Origin of the sequence: Christensenella sp. MSJ-20, from assembly GCF_044357945.1 — a bacterium.
Lineage (GTDB): Bacteria > Bacillota > Clostridia > Christensenellales > QAND01 > QAND01.
The window spans coordinates 1093716-1110250 of the sequence record NZ_CP076563.1 but is presented as its reverse complement, the minus strand read 5'-3'; the positions used below and the strand labels follow the sequence as shown (position 1 = coordinate 1110250).

Annotated in this window: 17 protein-coding genes and 1 tRNA gene; 10 read left to right on the top strand and 8 right to left on the bottom strand. The window is 56.2% G+C overall.

Going from position 1 to position 16535, the window contains the following annotated elements; all coding sequences use genetic code 11:
* Window positions 1-36: 36 nt before the first annotated feature.
* Together KP626_RS05670 and KP626_RS05665 are read right to left on the bottom strand one after the other, a co-directional pair.
* Complete coding sequence (locus KP626_RS05670; RefSeq protein ID WP_395975643.1) at window positions 37-660, bottom strand: SGNH/GDSL hydrolase family protein; 624 nt, start codon at window positions 658-660, stop codon at window positions 37-39.
* A 305-nt stretch (window positions 661-965) separates the two neighbouring features.
* Window positions 966-1042 (bottom strand) — tRNA-Thr (locus KP626_RS05665).
* A gap of 204 nt (window positions 1043-1246) precedes the next feature.
* On the opposite strand from KP626_RS05665, the gene KP626_RS05660 reads away from it, so the two are divergent.
* Window positions 1247-2632: an MBOAT family O-acyltransferase gene (locus KP626_RS05660; protein WP_395975641.1), complete on the top strand. Its 1386-nt coding sequence runs from the start codon at window positions 1247-1249 to the stop codon at window positions 2630-2632.
* Between the two features lie 11 nt (window positions 2633-2643).
* Window positions 2644-3765: a DHHW family protein gene (locus KP626_RS05655; RefSeq protein ID WP_395975639.1), complete on the top strand. Its 1122-nt coding sequence runs from the start codon at window positions 2644-2646 to the stop codon at window positions 3763-3765.
* Between the two features lie 47 nt (window positions 3766-3812).
* Here KP626_RS05655 and KP626_RS05650 read toward each other — a convergent pair whose 3' ends face one another.
* Window positions 3813-4967, bottom strand: a complete 1155-nt coding sequence (locus tag KP626_RS05650; RefSeq protein ID WP_395975637.1) for an aldo/keto reductase — start codon at window positions 4965-4967, stop codon at window positions 3813-3815.
* Between the two features lie 197 nt (window positions 4968-5164).
* Between KP626_RS05650 and KP626_RS05645 the strand changes: the two genes are divergently transcribed.
* From KP626_RS05645 to srtB, 5 genes are all read left to right on the top strand, one after another.
* A complete protein-coding gene (locus tag KP626_RS05645; protein WP_395975635.1) occupies window positions 5165-5671 on the top strand; it encodes a PaaI family thioesterase in 507 nt (168 codons plus the stop codon).
* Window positions 5672-5718: 47 nt separating this feature from the next.
* Window positions 5719-6936 (top strand): N-acetylglucosamine-6-phosphate deacetylase, encoded by a 1218-nt coding sequence (gene nagA, locus KP626_RS05640; RefSeq protein ID WP_395975633.1) that lies wholly within the window; start codon window positions 5719-5721, stop codon window positions 6934-6936.
* Window positions 6937-6940: 4 nt separating this feature from the next.
* Window positions 6941-8293, top strand: a complete 1353-nt coding sequence (locus tag KP626_RS05635; protein WP_395975631.1) for an alpha/beta fold hydrolase — start codon at window positions 6941-6943, stop codon at window positions 8291-8293.
* A gap of 126 nt (window positions 8294-8419) precedes the next feature.
* Entirely contained in the window at window positions 8420-8899 is a 480-nt protein-coding gene (locus KP626_RS05630; RefSeq protein WP_395975629.1) for a PTS system mannose/fructose/N-acetylgalactosamine-transporter subunit IIB, read from the top strand.
* Window positions 8900-9039: 140 nt separating this feature from the next.
* Entirely contained in the window at window positions 9040-9744 is a 705-nt protein-coding gene (gene srtB, locus KP626_RS05625; RefSeq protein ID WP_395975627.1) for a class B sortase, read from the top strand.
* A gap of 40 nt (window positions 9745-9784) precedes the next feature.
* On the opposite strand, the gene KP626_RS05620 is transcribed toward srtB, so the two are convergent.
* The 4 genes from KP626_RS05620 to KP626_RS05605 all read right to left on the bottom strand — a co-directional run bounded on the left by KP626_RS05620 (window position 9785) and on the right by KP626_RS05605 (window position 12689).
* Window positions 9785-10312: a cyclophilin-like fold protein gene (locus KP626_RS05620; protein ID WP_395975625.1), complete on the bottom strand. Its 528-nt coding sequence runs from the start codon at window positions 10310-10312 to the stop codon at window positions 9785-9787.
* Between the two features lie 219 nt (window positions 10313-10531).
* On the bottom strand, window positions 10532-10750 hold the full coding sequence (locus KP626_RS05615; RefSeq protein ID WP_395975623.1) for an acyl carrier protein: 219 nt from the start codon (window positions 10748-10750) through the stop codon (window positions 10532-10534).
* 69 nt (window positions 10751-10819) lie between these two features.
* A complete protein-coding gene (locus KP626_RS05610; protein ID WP_395975621.1) occupies window positions 10820-12196 on the bottom strand; it encodes an MATE family efflux transporter in 1377 nt (458 codons plus the stop codon).
* A 61-nt stretch (window positions 12197-12257) separates the two neighbouring features.
* Entirely contained in the window at window positions 12258-12689 is a 432-nt protein-coding gene (locus KP626_RS05605; RefSeq protein ID WP_395975619.1) for a MarR family winged helix-turn-helix transcriptional regulator, read from the bottom strand.
* A gap of 300 nt (window positions 12690-12989) precedes the next feature.
* Between KP626_RS05605 and KP626_RS05600 the strand changes: the two genes are divergently transcribed.
* A complete protein-coding gene (locus tag KP626_RS05600) occupies window positions 12990-13505 on the top strand; it encodes a DUF4358 domain-containing protein (RefSeq protein WP_395975617.1) in 516 nt (171 codons plus the stop codon).
* A gap of 103 nt (window positions 13506-13608) precedes the next feature.
* The gene (locus KP626_RS05595) at window positions 13609-15012 is read left to right on the top strand and encodes an NAD(P)/FAD-dependent oxidoreductase (RefSeq protein ID WP_395975615.1); all 1404 of its coding nucleotides are present in this window, start codon (window positions 13609-13611) and stop codon (window positions 15010-15012) included.
* A 63-nt stretch (window positions 15013-15075) separates the two neighbouring features.
* On the opposite strand, the gene KP626_RS05590 is transcribed toward KP626_RS05595, so the two are convergent.
* Complete coding sequence (locus tag KP626_RS05590) at window positions 15076-15825, bottom strand: collagen binding domain-containing protein (RefSeq protein ID WP_395975613.1); 750 nt, start codon at window positions 15823-15825, stop codon at window positions 15076-15078.
* A gap of 189 nt (window positions 15826-16014) precedes the next feature.
* Here KP626_RS05590 and KP626_RS05585 point away from each other — a divergent pair, with 189 nt between their 5' ends.
* The gene (locus tag KP626_RS05585) at window positions 16015-16521 is read left to right on the top strand and encodes a hypothetical protein (protein ID WP_395975611.1); all 507 of its coding nucleotides are present in this window, start codon (window positions 16015-16017) and stop codon (window positions 16519-16521) included.
* Window positions 16522-16535: the final 14 nt, after the last annotated feature.

The following is a 16535-nucleotide window of genomic DNA, read 5'->3' as shown; positions in this document are numbered from 1 at the left end:
GCCTAATTGGCGGCTTTTGTATTCATTGTTATAGGATTATAGGAGCAGCCGAGACAGCGCATCCGCCAAAGCGGCGTGGCCCTCCGGGGTGAAGTGGATGCCGTCCAGAGGGGAAACCGTCACGATGGATCCAGCGTCCAGAAAACGTATCCCAAGCCTTTGGGCAATCTCTCTGTAGCTTTGGGCCAGGGGGAGGGTTTTCTCAACGCACCCGGGGCCCATGACCGCATACAGCGGCCCGGATGCGTAGTCCGGGGTAATGGGATGGGGCGCCAACAGAAGGACGTCGGGCACGCCGGCCCAGACGGGGAGGGGAAGGACGACCTTGATCACCCTCTCCATGTTGGCGGCAATCTGCGCGCTTTGCATCTTGTTGACTGCCCGGCTGTCGTTGGTGCCCAGCATGATGACTAAGGTATCAAGAGGAGCGTGGCTGCCCAGGCAGGGGATCAAGTAGGAAAGGCCGTTGGTACCCACCATCTCGGGATCGTCCAGACAGGTGGTCCGGCCCAGCAACCCCTCCTCTATTACCACATACTCCGGCCCGAGTTTTTGCTGGAGCAGCCCGGTAAACCGGGTATTTTCATCGTATCGGCCCAGATCCTGAGGGTTTGCCCCATAGGTGTTGGAGTCTCCAAAGCATAGGATTCGTTTTTTCATGTCTTGGCTCCTTCCTTGGCTGTTATTTCCATTCTATCCAAATAAGAAGGAAAAGACAATCGGTTGTCCAAGGATATCGCCCTCCTGCCACCTTGTGGCAGCGAGCGAAAACCGGTATACTGGCCAGGGACCTGGGAACCTGGGATGACTTTTTACCGTCTTACTCCTGTCCAAAGACAACGGTATGGTATGCGGCAACCCGCTGCAGATGGGATACAAAGGCGTGAACGGGAGACTGTTTCGGGTAAAAAAATATCGCAACCTACCATGGGTAAGTTGCGATACCGGGTGCGGCAACCTGCCGCTGGAGCTGCTGGCCGGATTCGAACCGGCGACCTCGTCCTTACCAAGGACGCGCTCATACCTGCTGAGCTACAGCAGCATGTCCAGCTTCAGACGCTTTCATATTATATCTCAGGAAAATCGGGATTGCAACCCTTTCTTTCTGGGTTTCTCCAAGAAATGAAAGCAACCTTTGAAAACCGGCCTAACTTATAGTAATTGGTTCTATTTGACGGCTTTCAGGGGAACCCTATCCCTGATCATGGCCGGTACGGCTCGCCATAAATCCATTGGAGGAATACCCTTGGTTTTTTCCAGCAACATCTTTTTGTTTTTCTATCTGCCAACGGTTTTGGCCCTATACTATCTGACGCCCAGGCGGTACCGCAACACCCTTCTGTTTCTGGTGAATCTGGTGTTCTATGGATGGGGCGAGCCGGTGTTCCTGCTCTTGATGCTATTCTCCATCCTTTCCAACTATGCCTATGGGCTGCTGATACAGCGGTACCGGCGCCAGGTTCGGGCCAAACGGATGGTGCTGGTGGCCTCGGTGGTGGTCAACCTGGGACTCCTGGGCTTTTTCAAATACGCGGATTTTATCGCCGGGATGATGCAAGCGGTGTTCCCTTTCTTGCGCACAGTGCCCCTTCCCGCCATTCCACTGCCCATCGGTATCTCCTTCTATGTCTTTCAGACCATGAGCTATACCATCGACGTGTACCGGGGGGATGCTCCCGTTCAACGCCGCCTGATTCCCTTTGGCACCTATGTGTCCCTGTTCCCACAGCTCATCGCCGGTCCCATCGTGCGATACCGGGATGTTGCGGAGCAAATGGAGGATCGGCGGGAGAGCGTCTCCCAATTTGCCGATGGGATCCGACGCTTTACGGTGGGCCTGGGGAAGAAGATCCTCATTGCCAACCAGATGGGGCTGCTGTGGGACTTGCTGCGGGAGGAGGGCAGCGGACTGGGCGCTTGGATAGGCCTTACGGCGTTCGCCTTTCAAATCTATTTTGATTTCTCCGGCTACTCCGATATGGCCATTGGCCTGGGCAAGATGTTGGGCTTTACCTTCCTAGAGAATTTCAACTACCCCTATATCAGCCGAAGCATCACCGAGTTCTGGAGACGCTGGCATATCTCCCTTTCCACCTGGTTCCGTGAATATGTATATATCCCTCTGGGCGGTAACCGGCGAGGACTCCCCCGGCAGCTATGGAACATCCTGGTGGTTTGGGCCCTTACCGGCCTCTGGCACGGGGCAAGCTGGAACTTCTTATTATGGGGCCTGTACTTTGCATTGCTGCTGATGATAGAAAAGCTGTTTTTGATGCGGTGGCTGGACCGCGCTCCCCTATGGCTGGGCCATTTGTACACGCTGTTCTTCCTCTTGATGGGCTGGGCCCTGTTTTTCTTTACAAGCCTGCCAGAACTGTGGGCGTTCCTAGGCCGCCTGTTTGGAGGCGGCGCTGTCTCCCCGGAAGGGCGTGTGGACATCCTCGGCTATCTGCCGCTGCTTCTGGTTGCAGCCGTTGCCAGCACGCCTTTCGGTAGCAGGGTTTATGGCCGGATACGGGATACCGTTTGGGGACGGTACGGTGCCGTTGGGCTGGGGATGGCGGCACTGGTGCTCTGTGTGGCGGCACTGGCCAGTCAAAGCTATAATCCCTTCATCTATTTTCGGTTTTAGGAGGCGGAGAGATGGATCAAAAGAAAACCCGATTCAGCGATACCCTTTTCTGCTGCCTTTTCTGCGGATTTCTTGCCCTCATGTTACTGGGTTACCTGTTGCTGCCCAAGACCCTGTTTTCCCAGAGGGAGAAACGTTACTTGGAAGCCGCTCCTTCCTTCACTTGGGAGCGGCTGGTCAGCGGCGCGTTTGCCAAGGACGCTGAGGACTATGCCGCCGACCATATGCCGGGCCGGGATTTTTTTGTAGGGCTCAACGCCTATTTGGGCTTGGCATTGGGACAGCAGGGAACCAAAGAAATCTACCGTTTTTCTGAAAACTATCTGGTGGAGCGGCCGGTAAAATGGGATCAGGAAGCGGTGAAGCGCAACAAAAAGGCCCTGGGCGTCTTTGCGCAAAAGGCGGACACACCGGTGGATTTTGCCTTGATCCCCTCGGCAGGGTATATCCTAAGGGATTTATCCCGGGGAAACTATATGGAATACCGGGACGACCAATACATCCGACAGATCTACGAGAATCTGCCCCCAGGGGTCCGCTCCCTGGACCTGATTCCCGCCCTTACGGACGGAGGACGGGAGAACTTCTACCATACCGATCACCACTGGACCAGCCAGGGTGCCTATCGGGCCTATGCCGCTTATCTGGCCCATAAAGGACGCACCCCCCTTGCGCCCGATGCGTTCACCGTGCGAACCTCCCAGGGGTTCTACGGTAGCACCTATTCCCGCAGCGCCCTATGGCTGACGCCGCCCGATCGCCTTTTCATCTGGGATCCCGGCATTCAAGCTACCGTGTGGATTGCCGACGATGGCAGTACTTCGCAAAGCATGTTTTACGAGGAACGGCTGCAGGAGGCGGATCAATACACCGTGTTCTTGGACGGCAACCATTCCCTGGTGCGTATCACAAACCCCCAGGGGACGGGGAAACTGCTTTTGATTCGGGACTCCTACGGCAACTGCTTCGCTCCCTTTTTAGCGGAAAGCTACCAGGAAGTGGTGTTGGTGGATCTGCGCTATTATAAGGCGGATTTAGGACAACTGCTGGAGGAGGGGTTTGATCATATCCTGGTGTTGTATAGCCTATCCAATTATATGACGGATGGGAATGTCCCTCTACTGGGCCGGTAAAAAGCCAAGAAAAAAAGCCCCGTGCAGCTCGGGGCCTTTCCTATCGGTTACCGACGGCTTCGGAGAGCCTCGCAGCCTTCCTGGAAGATCCGGCGGATCTCGATCTGCTGAGGACAGATGGCTTCACATGCGCCACAGTCCAAACATTTCTCGTTGTATTTTGATCCATCCGCTTCGTATTTGCGGATGTATTTGGGGCCGACATCGCTCCACATGCCGTAAATGCTGCCCCGGTTATAATAGTTGAATACACCGGGGATATCCAACTCCAGAGGACATTCCTTAACGCAGTACTGGCAGGCGGTGCAATCGGCCTTGATCCGGGCTTTGTAGAAGGCGTTGAGTTTTTCCACAAGCTGGCGTTGTTGGGGGGTAAAGGCGCCCACCTGGGCATCACTGGCGGTGGCGACGTTCTCCTTAAGCTGCTGGAGGTTGCTCATGCCGGACAGCACGCAGGTGACCTCCGGCCGGTCGTAGATAAACCGCAGCGCCACATCGGGAAGGCCAACCTCCTCCATGTCGCACTCCGCGAAGATGGCGTCCATCTCGGCGCGGGGAACGTTGGTGAGGCTACCGCCCTTCATGGGTTCCATGATGAACACCGGTACGCCCTTTTTCCCGGCGTATTCCAAACCAGCGGTGCCGGCTTGGTAGTTGACGTCCATAAAGTTGTACTGAATCTGGCACATATCCCAGTCATAGGCGTCCAGCACCTCTTGGAGCAGCTCGGTGGTATCGTGGAAGGAGAAGCCGATGTTGCGGATCACGCCTTTTTTCTTCTGCTCCTCCATAAAGGACAACAGATCCAGCTCCTTGATGATGGGCCAGGTTTTGGCGTTGATCTGGTGGAAGATGTAAAAATCCAGATAATCGGTCTGAAGTTTCTTCATCTGGCCGTCCAGTACGTTCTGGGCTCCGTCCGACTGCGCGAGAGCAGGGGGGAGCTTGGTGGTAAGGATGATGTCCTTGCGGTTTTTCTTTTGGGCGAAATATTCCCCAACAAAGACCTCGGAAAAGCCCTTGTGATAGAAATAGGCGGTATCGAAGTAGTTGACGCCATGGTCAATGGCGTAATCGAACATCTCGGTGGCCTGGGGCTTATCGATGTTGGCTTGATCCCCTCCGATAACAGGCAGGCGCATGCAGCCCATGCCCAGCTGGGAGATTGAAAGGCCGGTGTTGCCGAACGGGCGGTAGATCATATGCACTCCTCCAAATATACGCAAATCTTCTTTATATAAATATAGTAAGGAAAATGGATATATATTGCAATATAATTAAATTTTTCACAGTTTCAAATGTAGAAGGAGAGGGAGCGTTGTTGCCCAGGGTTTTTCCCATTGCCTGGCGGATATGCTATAATATAACCAATAAAATTTTTTGATTGGAGCGGTGTATGATGGCGGAACATCGTGTGTCGGGCGTACAGAAAAACGCCGATCTATGCTTTGTGTGCGGGGATCACAACCCCTATGGGCTCAATGCCCGCTTCTATGACCTGGAAAATGGAGAAGTGGTGGCGGTATTTACCGCAAAAAAGGAGCATCAGAGCTATCCTGGCCGGGTTCATGGCGGCGTCATTGCTGCAATCTTGGATGAGGCTACCGGGCGGGCGATCTGCCATTTGGACGGCCCGGATTCCTTTGGAGTTACGGTGGAACTATCCATCCGGTATAGAAAGCCGGTGCCCTATGATACGGAACTCAAGTGTGTGGGACGGATCACTCGAAACACCCGGCTTCTATTTGAGGCGGAGGGGGAAGTGCTGTTGCCCGATGGCACGGTGGCGGCCAGCGCCCATGCCAAGTATATGAAGATGGATATCCATTCCATTTCGGAGGAAGGGCTGGACGAGAGCCAGTGGCGGTATCTGGATGAGCCGGTGCCGGACAGCATCTCGTTTTAACAGAGCATGCCGGCGGTGCCGGTCATAAGAGGAAAGGGGCGGGCAGGATGGTCATCAAGAGTACGCGGATCTATACCGAGGCGGGATGCGTCGACGGATATGTGGAGGTAGCGCGGGGCCGTATTCAGCGGATTATCCTCGTGGAGCAGGCCCGCAAGGCGGAAGGCCACGTTTTCGACGTGGGGGATAACCGGGTGATTCCCGGTATCATCGATATCCATACCCATGGTGGCGGGGGATGGGTGGCCAAAGATTCCGATAACCCGGATGAGATTCGAAACCTGGCCCGGCATTATGCCAGCCGTGGCATTGCATGTTTTCTGGCCACGGCTTCCCTGTGGTCCATTGAGAAGATGTGCGACACCATCTCTTTTATTGCCGATACCATGGAATCGGGGAATACCCCCGGAGCCAAGATCCTGGGGATCCATCTGGAGGCCCCCTTTTTCAATCACGAGAAATCCGGCGCTGGGTTCCAGACGCCGGAGTGGATGCCCAATCCCAGCGTGGAGGTGGCAAAACGGTTTGTGACGGCGGGAAGGGGGCACCTTCGATATCTTACCTTGGCGCCGGAGCTGCCGGGCGCGGAGGAAACCATCAAGTATCTGACCAGCGCCGGAGTCCGGGTGGCGGCAGGGCACACCAACGCCACCTATGACGAGCTGATCCGAGGGGTAGACTGGGGCGTAAGCTCCATCGCCCATGCCGGAAACGCCATTCGGATGATCCATCAGCGGGAGCCCGGCGTGCTGGGGGCCATGCTGCTGGAGGACCGGCTGTTCTGTGAGCTGATCTGCGATTTCATCCACCTCCATCCCCAGTTCGTCCGGCTGGTGATCAACAACAAGGGAACGGATCGAATTGTCATGGTGGCGGATACCTCGGATATGGCGGGTATGGAAACCGGCATCTACGACACCAAACCCCGGGTGACCGAGATGACCCCTGAAGGCGTGGTGTATATCTATGGCAGCGACGTGATGAACGGCAGCAGCAAATATGTTTTAAACGGAGTGGAAAACCTGGTGGAGCGTCTGGGCTATCCCATAGAGGAAGTGGCAAAGATGTCCAGTCTTAACGCGGCCCGGCTTTTGGGGATGGAGCGGGAGAGAGGATCCATCCGGGTCGGGAAATATGGGGATTTTACCATTTTGACGGATGACTACGAAGTGCTTTATACCATCAGCGAGGGGGTTGTGGTATATGACGCCCAGAGGGATGACGCCTGTCTGAATCCCGAACTGCTGAAACTCAAACGGAGGTAGTCCCATGAAACGATGGCATGGCATCCTGGCGCTTCTTTTGGCATTTTGTCTGCTTTTGCCCATGGGTTGTGGGAAGAGTACGGAGGCTCCCCGGGATATGGAACCCTATTACGATCGGGCGGAAACCGTATTGACTGCCTTTTGTGAGGAGGATTATGGTGCCATAACGGCATTGTTCGACGCCACCATGCAGCAGACCCTGGGAACAGAGCGGCTTGCGGAGGCTTATGAGGGGATAAAAAAAACCAAGGGCGCCTTTGTAAAGGAGGTTGCCCGTGCCTCCGAAGTCCAAGAGGACTATGTGGTAGTGGTTCTTACCTGTCTGCATGAGAACGGATATCTGGACCTGCGCGTGGTATTCGATGGGGAAAAACGAATTTCCGGCCTTCAGCTCTTGGAGAGCAAAGGGCCTAAGGATACCACGCCGCCCCCTCAAGGGGTGTTGGAAAAGGAGGTTTCCTTTGGGACGGAGGCCTATTCTCTAAAGGGGACGCTCTCCTATCCCGAAAGCGCCCAGGAACCGGTGCCGGTGGTGGTGTTGGTCCATGGCTCTGGACCATGTGACCGGGATGAAAGCGTAGGCCCTACCCGTCCTTTTCGGGATATCGCGTGGGGGCTTGGTCAGAGGGGAATCGCTGTGTTGCGGTACGATAAGCGGACCTACACCTATGCAACCGCCTGTGCCGTAGAGGTCGCAGCGGATCGATTTACCGTCCGGGAGGAGACCATGGACGATGCCCTTTTAGCGGTGGAATATGCCCGGCATTTGACGGAATTCACTCCTGGGCCCGTCTACCTTCTGGGCCACAGCCTGGGAGCTATGCTGGTACCGCGCATGGCGGAAGAAGCGGATGCCGCAGGTTATATTATGTTGGCCGCTCCAGCCCAACCGCTGGAGGACCTTATCTTGATGCAGTATACCTATCTGCTTTCCCTGGATACTGCCACACCCCAGGTGGAAAAGGATGCCCAGCTGGCCAGCGTTTGTGCCCAGGTGGAGAATATCAAAAGACTGGAACCAGGGGATCATCAGATGAATAAGGATCTTCTGGGAATGAACCCCGCCTATTTGCTGGATCTGAAGGAATACGACCCCGTCACGGCGGCGGTTGCCATGACACAGCCTCTGCTGATCCTCCAGGGGGGACGGGATTATCAGGTGCCGCTGAGCGATTTCGAGACCTATCAAAAGGCTCTAGCAGGGCGGGAAAACGTTACCTGTGTTTCTTATGAAAAGCTGAACCACCTTTTTTGCGAGGGAGAGGGGGAGCGGAGCATTCCCCAGGAGTATATTGCGGGCGGCAGCGTGCCAGACTATGTTATAGACGAGATTGCCAGCTTTATCCGAAACCATTAAAGTTGGTTGACAACCCAAACAAAGAGAACCTATAATTTTTGAAAAGATCTCCCAAGAGGTTCAAACTGGAGCGTACGGGGTGGCGGCCCCTTTCGATGTTTTACTTTTTTGCAGGAGGATAAATTTGTGGCCATAAGCTTATTTCGCGTGGACGACCGGTTGGTCCACGGGCAGGTGGCGGAGGTCTGGGTGCGGCATATCAACGCCAACCGGATCATCGTGGTGGACGATTTTACCGCCAAGGATACCTTTCTCTCCAGCATCATGGTGATGATGTCCCCTTCGGGCTGCCGGGTGGAGGTGCATACTGTGGAAGACGCGGTTCGCCCCATCCAGCGGTATGACCGGGATCCGGCCATCCGGTGCATTGTGCTTTTTAGCTCGCCTTTGGTGGCCCAGGAACTGCGGCGGCATGGGGTGGAGATGGGCTCTCTTTGCATCGGGGGGATGCAGCGTCGGCCTGAACGGAAGGCATTCTATAAGAATCAAAACGCCACCGGTGAGGAGATGGCTGCTATGGCCGGTATGGTGGCAGACGGCGTAAAGATCTATCATAAAATCGTGCCCAGCGAGGCACAAGTGGATTTGACCAATTACATCCGATAGAGAGGAAATAACCAGTGTCCGAGGGAAGAAAGAGCCGGAAGGAGCTTCGCCAAGCGGCTCAGCGCACATCTGGCAAAAGAAAATCAAAAAAAACCTCCGGTCGACGCAGGCTCCTCCAATGGGGCATTCTGGCGGTGGCTTTGGCGGTTTTTATTTTCAGTGGGATTCAGCTTTTGAACATCTCTGGAGAATACGAGGAGGCTGACAAGGAGTATCAGGAATTGGAGCAGCTCGCCCCTCTTCCCCAAGAGGAAGAGGCGGGCCCGGAGGATCGTCAGGTGGATTTTGCCGCCCTTGCCCAGAAAAATTCCGAAATCGTGGGCTGGATCTACATCCCGGATTCCAAGGTGGATTATCCCATGGTAAAGGGGACGGATAACAGCTATTATGTCTCCCATACCTTTGAGAAAAAGGCAAACGGTGCAGGAGCGATCTTCTTGGATTGGAAAAACAAGGGGGATTTTTCCGACCGCAATACCGTAATTTATGGGCATCATATGAAAAATGGATCCATGTTTGCCGCGTTGGTGGAGTACAAAGATCCGGACTATTTTAACGCGCATCGTACCATTTACCTGTATACTCCACAGGGCGTTTATACCGCTACGGTGTTTTCGGCCTATGTGGACGTGGCTACCGGTCCTCAGACCACCATTTCATTTCAAGATGACGCAGCCTTTTTGTCCTTTGTAGAAACCATGCGTAACCAGTCCATCACCAAAACCGATACCCCCATCGGGGCGGAGGATCGGATCATTACCCTGTCCACCTGCACCTATGAGTACGACGACGCCCGGTTTATCGTCCAGGCGGTGCTTCATCCCGTAAAGACCACGGGGGAATAAGGGGAGAAATCAAACGGCCGCCCAGTGGGCGGCCGTTGTTTTATTGGGGGATAAGGAGTTCCAATGTAACGGAAATGTCGCCTTCCCCCAGCGCTTGTTTGAGTTCCGCTTGGGTGACGCCGTTGATCTTTCCCAGCCGAGTAAAGTCCCAGGTGTTTGTATCGTAATAGATGCAAAGGGAGTTTCCCTGGTATAGGATCAGGTCTCCCGGCCCGGTGGTGATACGTTCATCGTTTTCCGGCAGGGTTGTACCAAGGGTTCCCACCTTTTCCATGTTGTTGTAATCGTGCAGATCGACGGTCAACGGGCCTGCGCGCAGCAGATCCTTGAGCGCCTGTGCGGAGGAGTTGTCCGCCAAGGTGGCGGTGAAAACGGTTTCTCCGGCCCGGATGCTGATTTGATTTGCCGTGTCTTCCCTGCTGTTTTGCGGCGCGGGGGCGGGCATTGCCGCTATGTTTTCCGTGGACTCGGCAGGGTTTGGTTCTGTCGAATGGGGCGCGCAGCCCATCGGAAAAAGGAGCAGCGAAAGGATGAAAGCCAGGGGCAGGGCGGATGAAAGCTTTTTCATATTGACATGGGATCTCCTTGTATGGGATTGGATGGAGGCTGGTGATGGAAATGGGTCCAATGCTACAATTTGGAGCGCGCTTTTTGTCGAGAGGGAAAGAACAAGCACCGTGGGACGGATGTAAAACGCCCGAAGGAGGGGTTCCAAATGGCCGCTGCGCGCCGAAAATGGCCGGGAAAGGACAAAAAAAGCCGCCAACGGCGGCTTTCTTTGTTTCTATCAGGCGTGGGCCTGGATGTACTTTACCACGTCGTCCACGTTTTGGATATCGGCGCTATCGTCAAAGGTGACGCCGAACTCCTGCTCGATTTCCATGATGATCTCCACCATGTCGAGGGAATCCACGCTGAGACTTTTAAAGGTGGAATCTGGGGTGATGTCGTCCTTATCTATGCTGAGGGTATTGGCGATGATTTCAGCAATCTTTTCAAATTCCATGGTCTTCTACCTCCTAAGGGGCTCTGATATGCTCAAATGATACCGGGACGGGAGGGTTTTGTCAACCGGTTATAGGTCCACGGAGGCCGCTTCCACGGCGGCCTGATTGACCACCGCCTTATCCTTCCATTTGCCGGACAGATACCGGGCGGTGGACAGGATGGCGGCAACGCCCCAGCTGATGGGCATGGACCACCAGATGGCGTGGTACCCGATGAGGGGCGCCAGAAGATAGGCGCTGGCCACCCGGCTGCCCAGGTTCATAAAGGTGCAGACCATGAAGAACTTCATGTCCCCGGCGCCCCGAAGGACGCCAAAGGAGTTCTGCATCAGGCCAAACACGAAATAGAACAGGCAGGCCACATCCAGGAACTCGGTGCCGATGCGGATGACCTCGGCGTTGGCTACGCTGTCCACGAACAGCCCGATGAGGAAGGAGCCGCACAGGGCGATGATGCCGGTGAGGGCCAGGCAGAACACGATGGTGAATTTGATGGAGAACCGATAGCCCTCCCGAACCCGCTCGGGCTTGCCGGCGCCCATGTTCTGGGCGGTATAGGTGGAAAGGGCCATGTTCATGGTCATCATGGGGATGGTGGCGAAGTTATCGATCTTATTTCCCGAGGTATAGGCGGCCATGACGGTGGAGCCAAAGCTGTTGACCAAGCCCTGGATCAGCAGCATGCCGATGGAGACGATGGACTGCTGCAGGGCAGAGGGAAGGCCGTAGCCGATCATGGTCTTAAGGATGGCCTTGTCATACAGTCCTTTTTTGCTGCCGTGGAACCGGAGCATGGGCACCCGCTTCATGGTATAGAAGAAGCAGGCAAAGGCGGAAACCGCCTGGGCGATGATGGTGGCGATGGCCACGCCGGGCACGCCCCAGCCGAAGCTGGCCACGAAAAGGATATCCAGCGCGATGTTGACCACGGTGGACAGCACCAGCATATAAAGGGGCGTTTTGGAATCCCCCAGGGCCCGCAGGATGGCGGCGAAGATGTTGTACAAGAAGGTAAACACCAGTCCTGCGAAGATGATGATCAGGTAATTGGCGCAGTCATAGAGCACGCTTTCCGGGGTTTGGAGCAGCCAGAGGAGGGGATAGGTAATGGCTACGCCGACGATGGAAAGGACGATGGCTACCACCAGCATGAATACAAAGGAGGTATAGACCGCCTTCCGAACCTGTTCGGTCTGTCCGGCGCCGAAGTACTGGGAGATGACCACCGAGAAGCCGTTGGTGAGGCCGATGACCACGCACAGCACCAGCATCATGATGGGGAACGCCGTGCCAACCGCCGCCAGGGCGTCCGCACCCACGTAATTGCCCACCACGATGGAGTCCACCATGTTGTACAGCTGTTGGAACAGGTTGCCCAGCAGCATGGGGAGGGTAAAGGCCATCAGCACCTTTCCCGGTTTCCCAACGCTCATGTCATTGGTCATAAAAAACACCGCCTTTAAAAAGTATAAAAAGGCCCAAGGCCTTTTGAATCAAAGGAAACGATCATTCCCCGTGCTGCCGGCCCAGATAGCGGCCGGCGTTTTCCGCCGCCCGGGCGCTGAGCGCCAGGAAGGCCTCCCGCTCCTCCGGCGTAAACCCCTCTAAAAGGATGTTCCGCCATTGGTTCTTCATAGCCTGGATCCGATCCACCAGAAGCTGGCCCTTGTGGGTGACGTAGATGCGGTTTTCCCGCTTGTTCTGGGGATTGGTTTCCCGCCGGACGTATCCGGCCTCCTCCAGCCGCACCATAGCCCTAGCCACGGTGCTCTTATCCTTGTTGAAATGGGACCGCAGCCCTTCCTGGCTGACGCCGGGGTGGTGCGCGACATATTCGATCACGCCATGATCCACACCGTTGAGCCCTGTGTCGGATAGGCTATGCTGGGCAAAAAAATAACCGGCGCGGCCGATGACATTGATGTGTCGTGCGAGCATGATTGTTTACCGTCCAACTGTTGCGGCTGCAACAAATTAATAGCTTGATTATTTTATACCGCCATGGGACGTTTGTCAACGGGGTATGTTGGAGGCTGTTTTCGAAAAAAAGCGAGGGATCCCACACTGGCGGCCGCTGTCCTCCAATTCCCCGGCTTTACAGGGAACGGAATATCTGGTATAACCTTAGCGGGTGAAAATATTTTTGTGGAAACAGGAAACAATGGGAATGCAAGCCGCGTCTAGTTAAGGGTTCCATGACGAGGAACCGCCATCATTTCCAACCTGGAGGACAAAAACGTGAAGAAATACACCGTATTGATTGCCCTGTGTCTTTGTATGCTGGCCCTTGCCGCCTGCGGAGGAGGATCCGGCGACGCTGTTTCCTACGACACCGCCAAGGAGAACCTGGTGAATGCCCTGGCCCAGGAGCTGAAAGCCGGAGGCATTGGCGAGGACGCCTTTACGGAGGAAACGCCCCTTCCTGGATACGCCATTTTGGATGTATTGGGGGAGAACGAATTTTTACCGGTTCAGGTGGACGCCAGTTCCGTCAAACAGGGGGTGGTGATCCAGGCCATGATGAACGTCCGATCCGATCTCATCGTGCTCATCGAGGTCAAGGATGACGCCGGCGCCCAGCGGGTCCAGGAGGCCCTGGCCGACACCCTGGCCAGCCAGGAGCAGACCTGGAGCACCTATCTGCCCGACCAGTATGAGAAGGTGCAGAATAACGTTACCGGACGGGTGGGAAACCTCTTGTACTATATCACCAGCGATCATCCGCAGGAGTTGGAAGAGGCCATCAAGAAGTAACAGGCCATCCATGGGAGCAGATGGAACAAAAAAGAAGTGCAATGGAAGGGCGGGGTGATTTCCCCGCCCTTTTACCGGGATTGCCCGGGGTAGGGAGGCTATTATGAATTGTGACGTACTGATTATTGGAGCGGGCCCGGCGGGCATCTTTACCGCCATCGAGCTGATGCGGAAGTCCAAGGATATGAAGGTGATCCTGGCGGACAGCGGCAGCGCCATCTCCGAGCGGGCCTGCCCCGCCCGAACCACTGGCAAGTGCGCCGGCTGCCAGCCCTGCAACATCCTCCATGGCTGGTCGGGCGCAGGCGCTTTTTCCGACGGCAAGCTTTCCCTGTCCCCCGACGTGGGCGGACAGATTGAGGAGTACATCGGCCGGCAAAAGGCCGAGGAGCTGATCCGCTATGCCGACTCCATCTATCTGGAGAACGGCGCTCCCACCCTGGTTCACGGGGAAAACGACCGGGAGGTGGAGCGGATTGCCTATGAGTGCAACCGCTGGGGCATTCGGCTGATCTCCTGCCCGGTACGGCATCTGGGCACCGATAACGCCTTTACGGTGCTGTCCAACATGTACGATCATCTGGCGGCCCACGAGAACTTTACCTTTTTGCCCCGTACCACGGCGGTGACCATCCTCACCGATGAGAACGGGGTCACCGGCGCCCAGATGCAGCGGGGGCAGGAAACCTTTGCCATCCATGCCAAAAAGGTGGTGGCGGCGCCCGGCCGCGGCGGCGCCCAGTGGCTGTCCCAGAGCTGCGAGGGCCTGGGCCTGGAAAAGATGAACAACGAGGTGGATATCGGCGTGCGGGTGGAGGTGCCCAACGCCGTAATGGACCATCTGACCCGCCATCTCTACGAGGCCAAGCTGGTGTATTACTCCGATACCTTTGAGAACAAGGTGCGGACCTTCTGCATGAATCCCGGCGGCGTGGTGAGCGGCGAATACTACGAGGACGGCCTGGCGGTGGTTAACGGCCACAGCTATGCCGAGGCGGAGCGCCGCACCGAAAACACCAACTTTGCCATGCTGGTGTCCACCCGGTTTACCCAGCCGTTTAACGAGCCCATCGCCTATGGCCAGCATATCGCCAAGGTGGGCAACATGCTCACGGGGGGCGGCATCATGGTTCAGCGGCTGGAGGACCTGCTCATGGGCCGGCGGACCACCTGGTCCCGGCTGGCCAAATCCCCGACCCGTCCCACCCTCACTACGGCGGTGCCGGGGGATCTGTCCTTTGTTCTGCCCCACCGGCATTTGACCAGTATCCTGGAGGCGCTCAAGGCCTTTGACCATGTGGCTCCCGGGCTCTATTCCAAGAGCACCCTTTTGTACGGAGTGGAGACCAAATTCTACTCCAGCAAGATCGCGGTTAACGACCGGTTTATGACGCCCCTTGACGGGTTTTATACCATCGGCGACGGAGCGGGAATCACCCGGGGCCTGATGCAGGCGTCGGTGACCGGCGTTGTGGTGGCCCGGGATATCCTGGGGGAGGCTCTATAACGGGGAGACGCCCATAGCCTTAGAAAGCGGAAAGGGACGGCGAATGCCGTCCTTTTTTTGTGGTTATTGCAGGTATACATATACCGTTTGTCCGCCGAAAAGATATACTCGCTTCTCCAAATCGCCGCAGACCACGGTATAGTCCCCCGGCGCTAGTCCCGAGGTGACCAGGGTCCCCTTTTCGTCCACCGTGCCGGAAAAGGCCGCGGTCCCCGTAGGCGAGGCGCCGGCGTATACGTCCACCGCCGCGCCCGGCGCTGCGTTGATGGTGAGGGTGCCCAGCTTTGCGGAGGAGAAGGTGAGCTGGAGTTGCTGGCCCTTGGTGATGGTGAACTCGTAATCCTCGGCGGGGACGGTATCGGCGTCGGTGGCCATCTCGGAAATCCGGTAGCTACCCGCTCCCAGAAGGAGCTTGGCCTGCCCTGCGCTATCGGTGGTGAGATTGGCGCAGAGCTCCCCGTCCTCGCGGTATACCGTGAACTTGGCGGCGGACTGGGGGTCTCCTCCGGCGTATTTTAGCACCGTCAGGCTGCCGCTATCCAGAACGCCGTCCGTGCTGCCCATCACCGCCTCGCCGCCAATGGGGGTCATGGCCATGACTCCGTCGCCGAAGTTGATGTTCATGGACTCGTACTTCCACATGGATTCCTCCAGAGTCCGGGCCAGATCCAGGGTGTATTGACTGACTCCTGCGGTCTCCTCCAAAACGGTGGGAGCGATCCCGTGGCCCACCGCCGTCCCTCCTGCGGCGCAGATGGCGCTCCAGAGCAGCAGCATGGCGGTCCGCCTCACACGTTTTCCCTTTGTTTCCATCGTATCTCTCCTTGTTGGTACTGTGTTGTCTATCTATATTCTGGACAGAAACGGGAATTTTAAGCGGGTGATGGCAGAAAAACCGGTATAAATGCGTCTACACGGGCGATGTGGGGGGATCTTGCCGTAGCCAGACGCTGCTCCGCGGCATATGGATAATAGGAAGGAGTATGAAAGGGGTGTGACCTTTTGAAAAATAACCATAGACAGACGCCCCAAGGCTTCCTCCGGGGCCCCCGGGGCCAGCGGGGGGATACCGGCCTATCGGCCTATGGCGTTTGGCTAAACCAGGGCAATACGGGAACGGTGGAGGACTTTTTCAGCGACCTCACCGCAAACCGGCCCTATATCCATCTGGTGAAGGAAGAAGGACAGGAGGGCTTTACGGCTCATCTGCGGCATGATATCAGCTTTGGGGAGGAGGGGGCGCTGATCCGCCAGGCGGGGGCCTATCGAGCCCTTTATTTTTGCCCGGGCGCCGACCGGTTTGCCATCGAAAAAAACGGCGCGGTGGTACCCTATTCCCAATTTGGCGCGAAGGACGGCTCCTGGGGCCTGGCGGTCTTTGAGGTGACCCTGGGAGAACTGCCCGTCCGGGTGCGCTTGGTCTGGAGCCCGGCGGAGGAGAGCCGGAGGAAAAAAGCCATCCTGAACCTGATGCGGATTGGGCCGGTTGTTGCGCCGGGAGAAAGGTGATAAAATAAAAATCA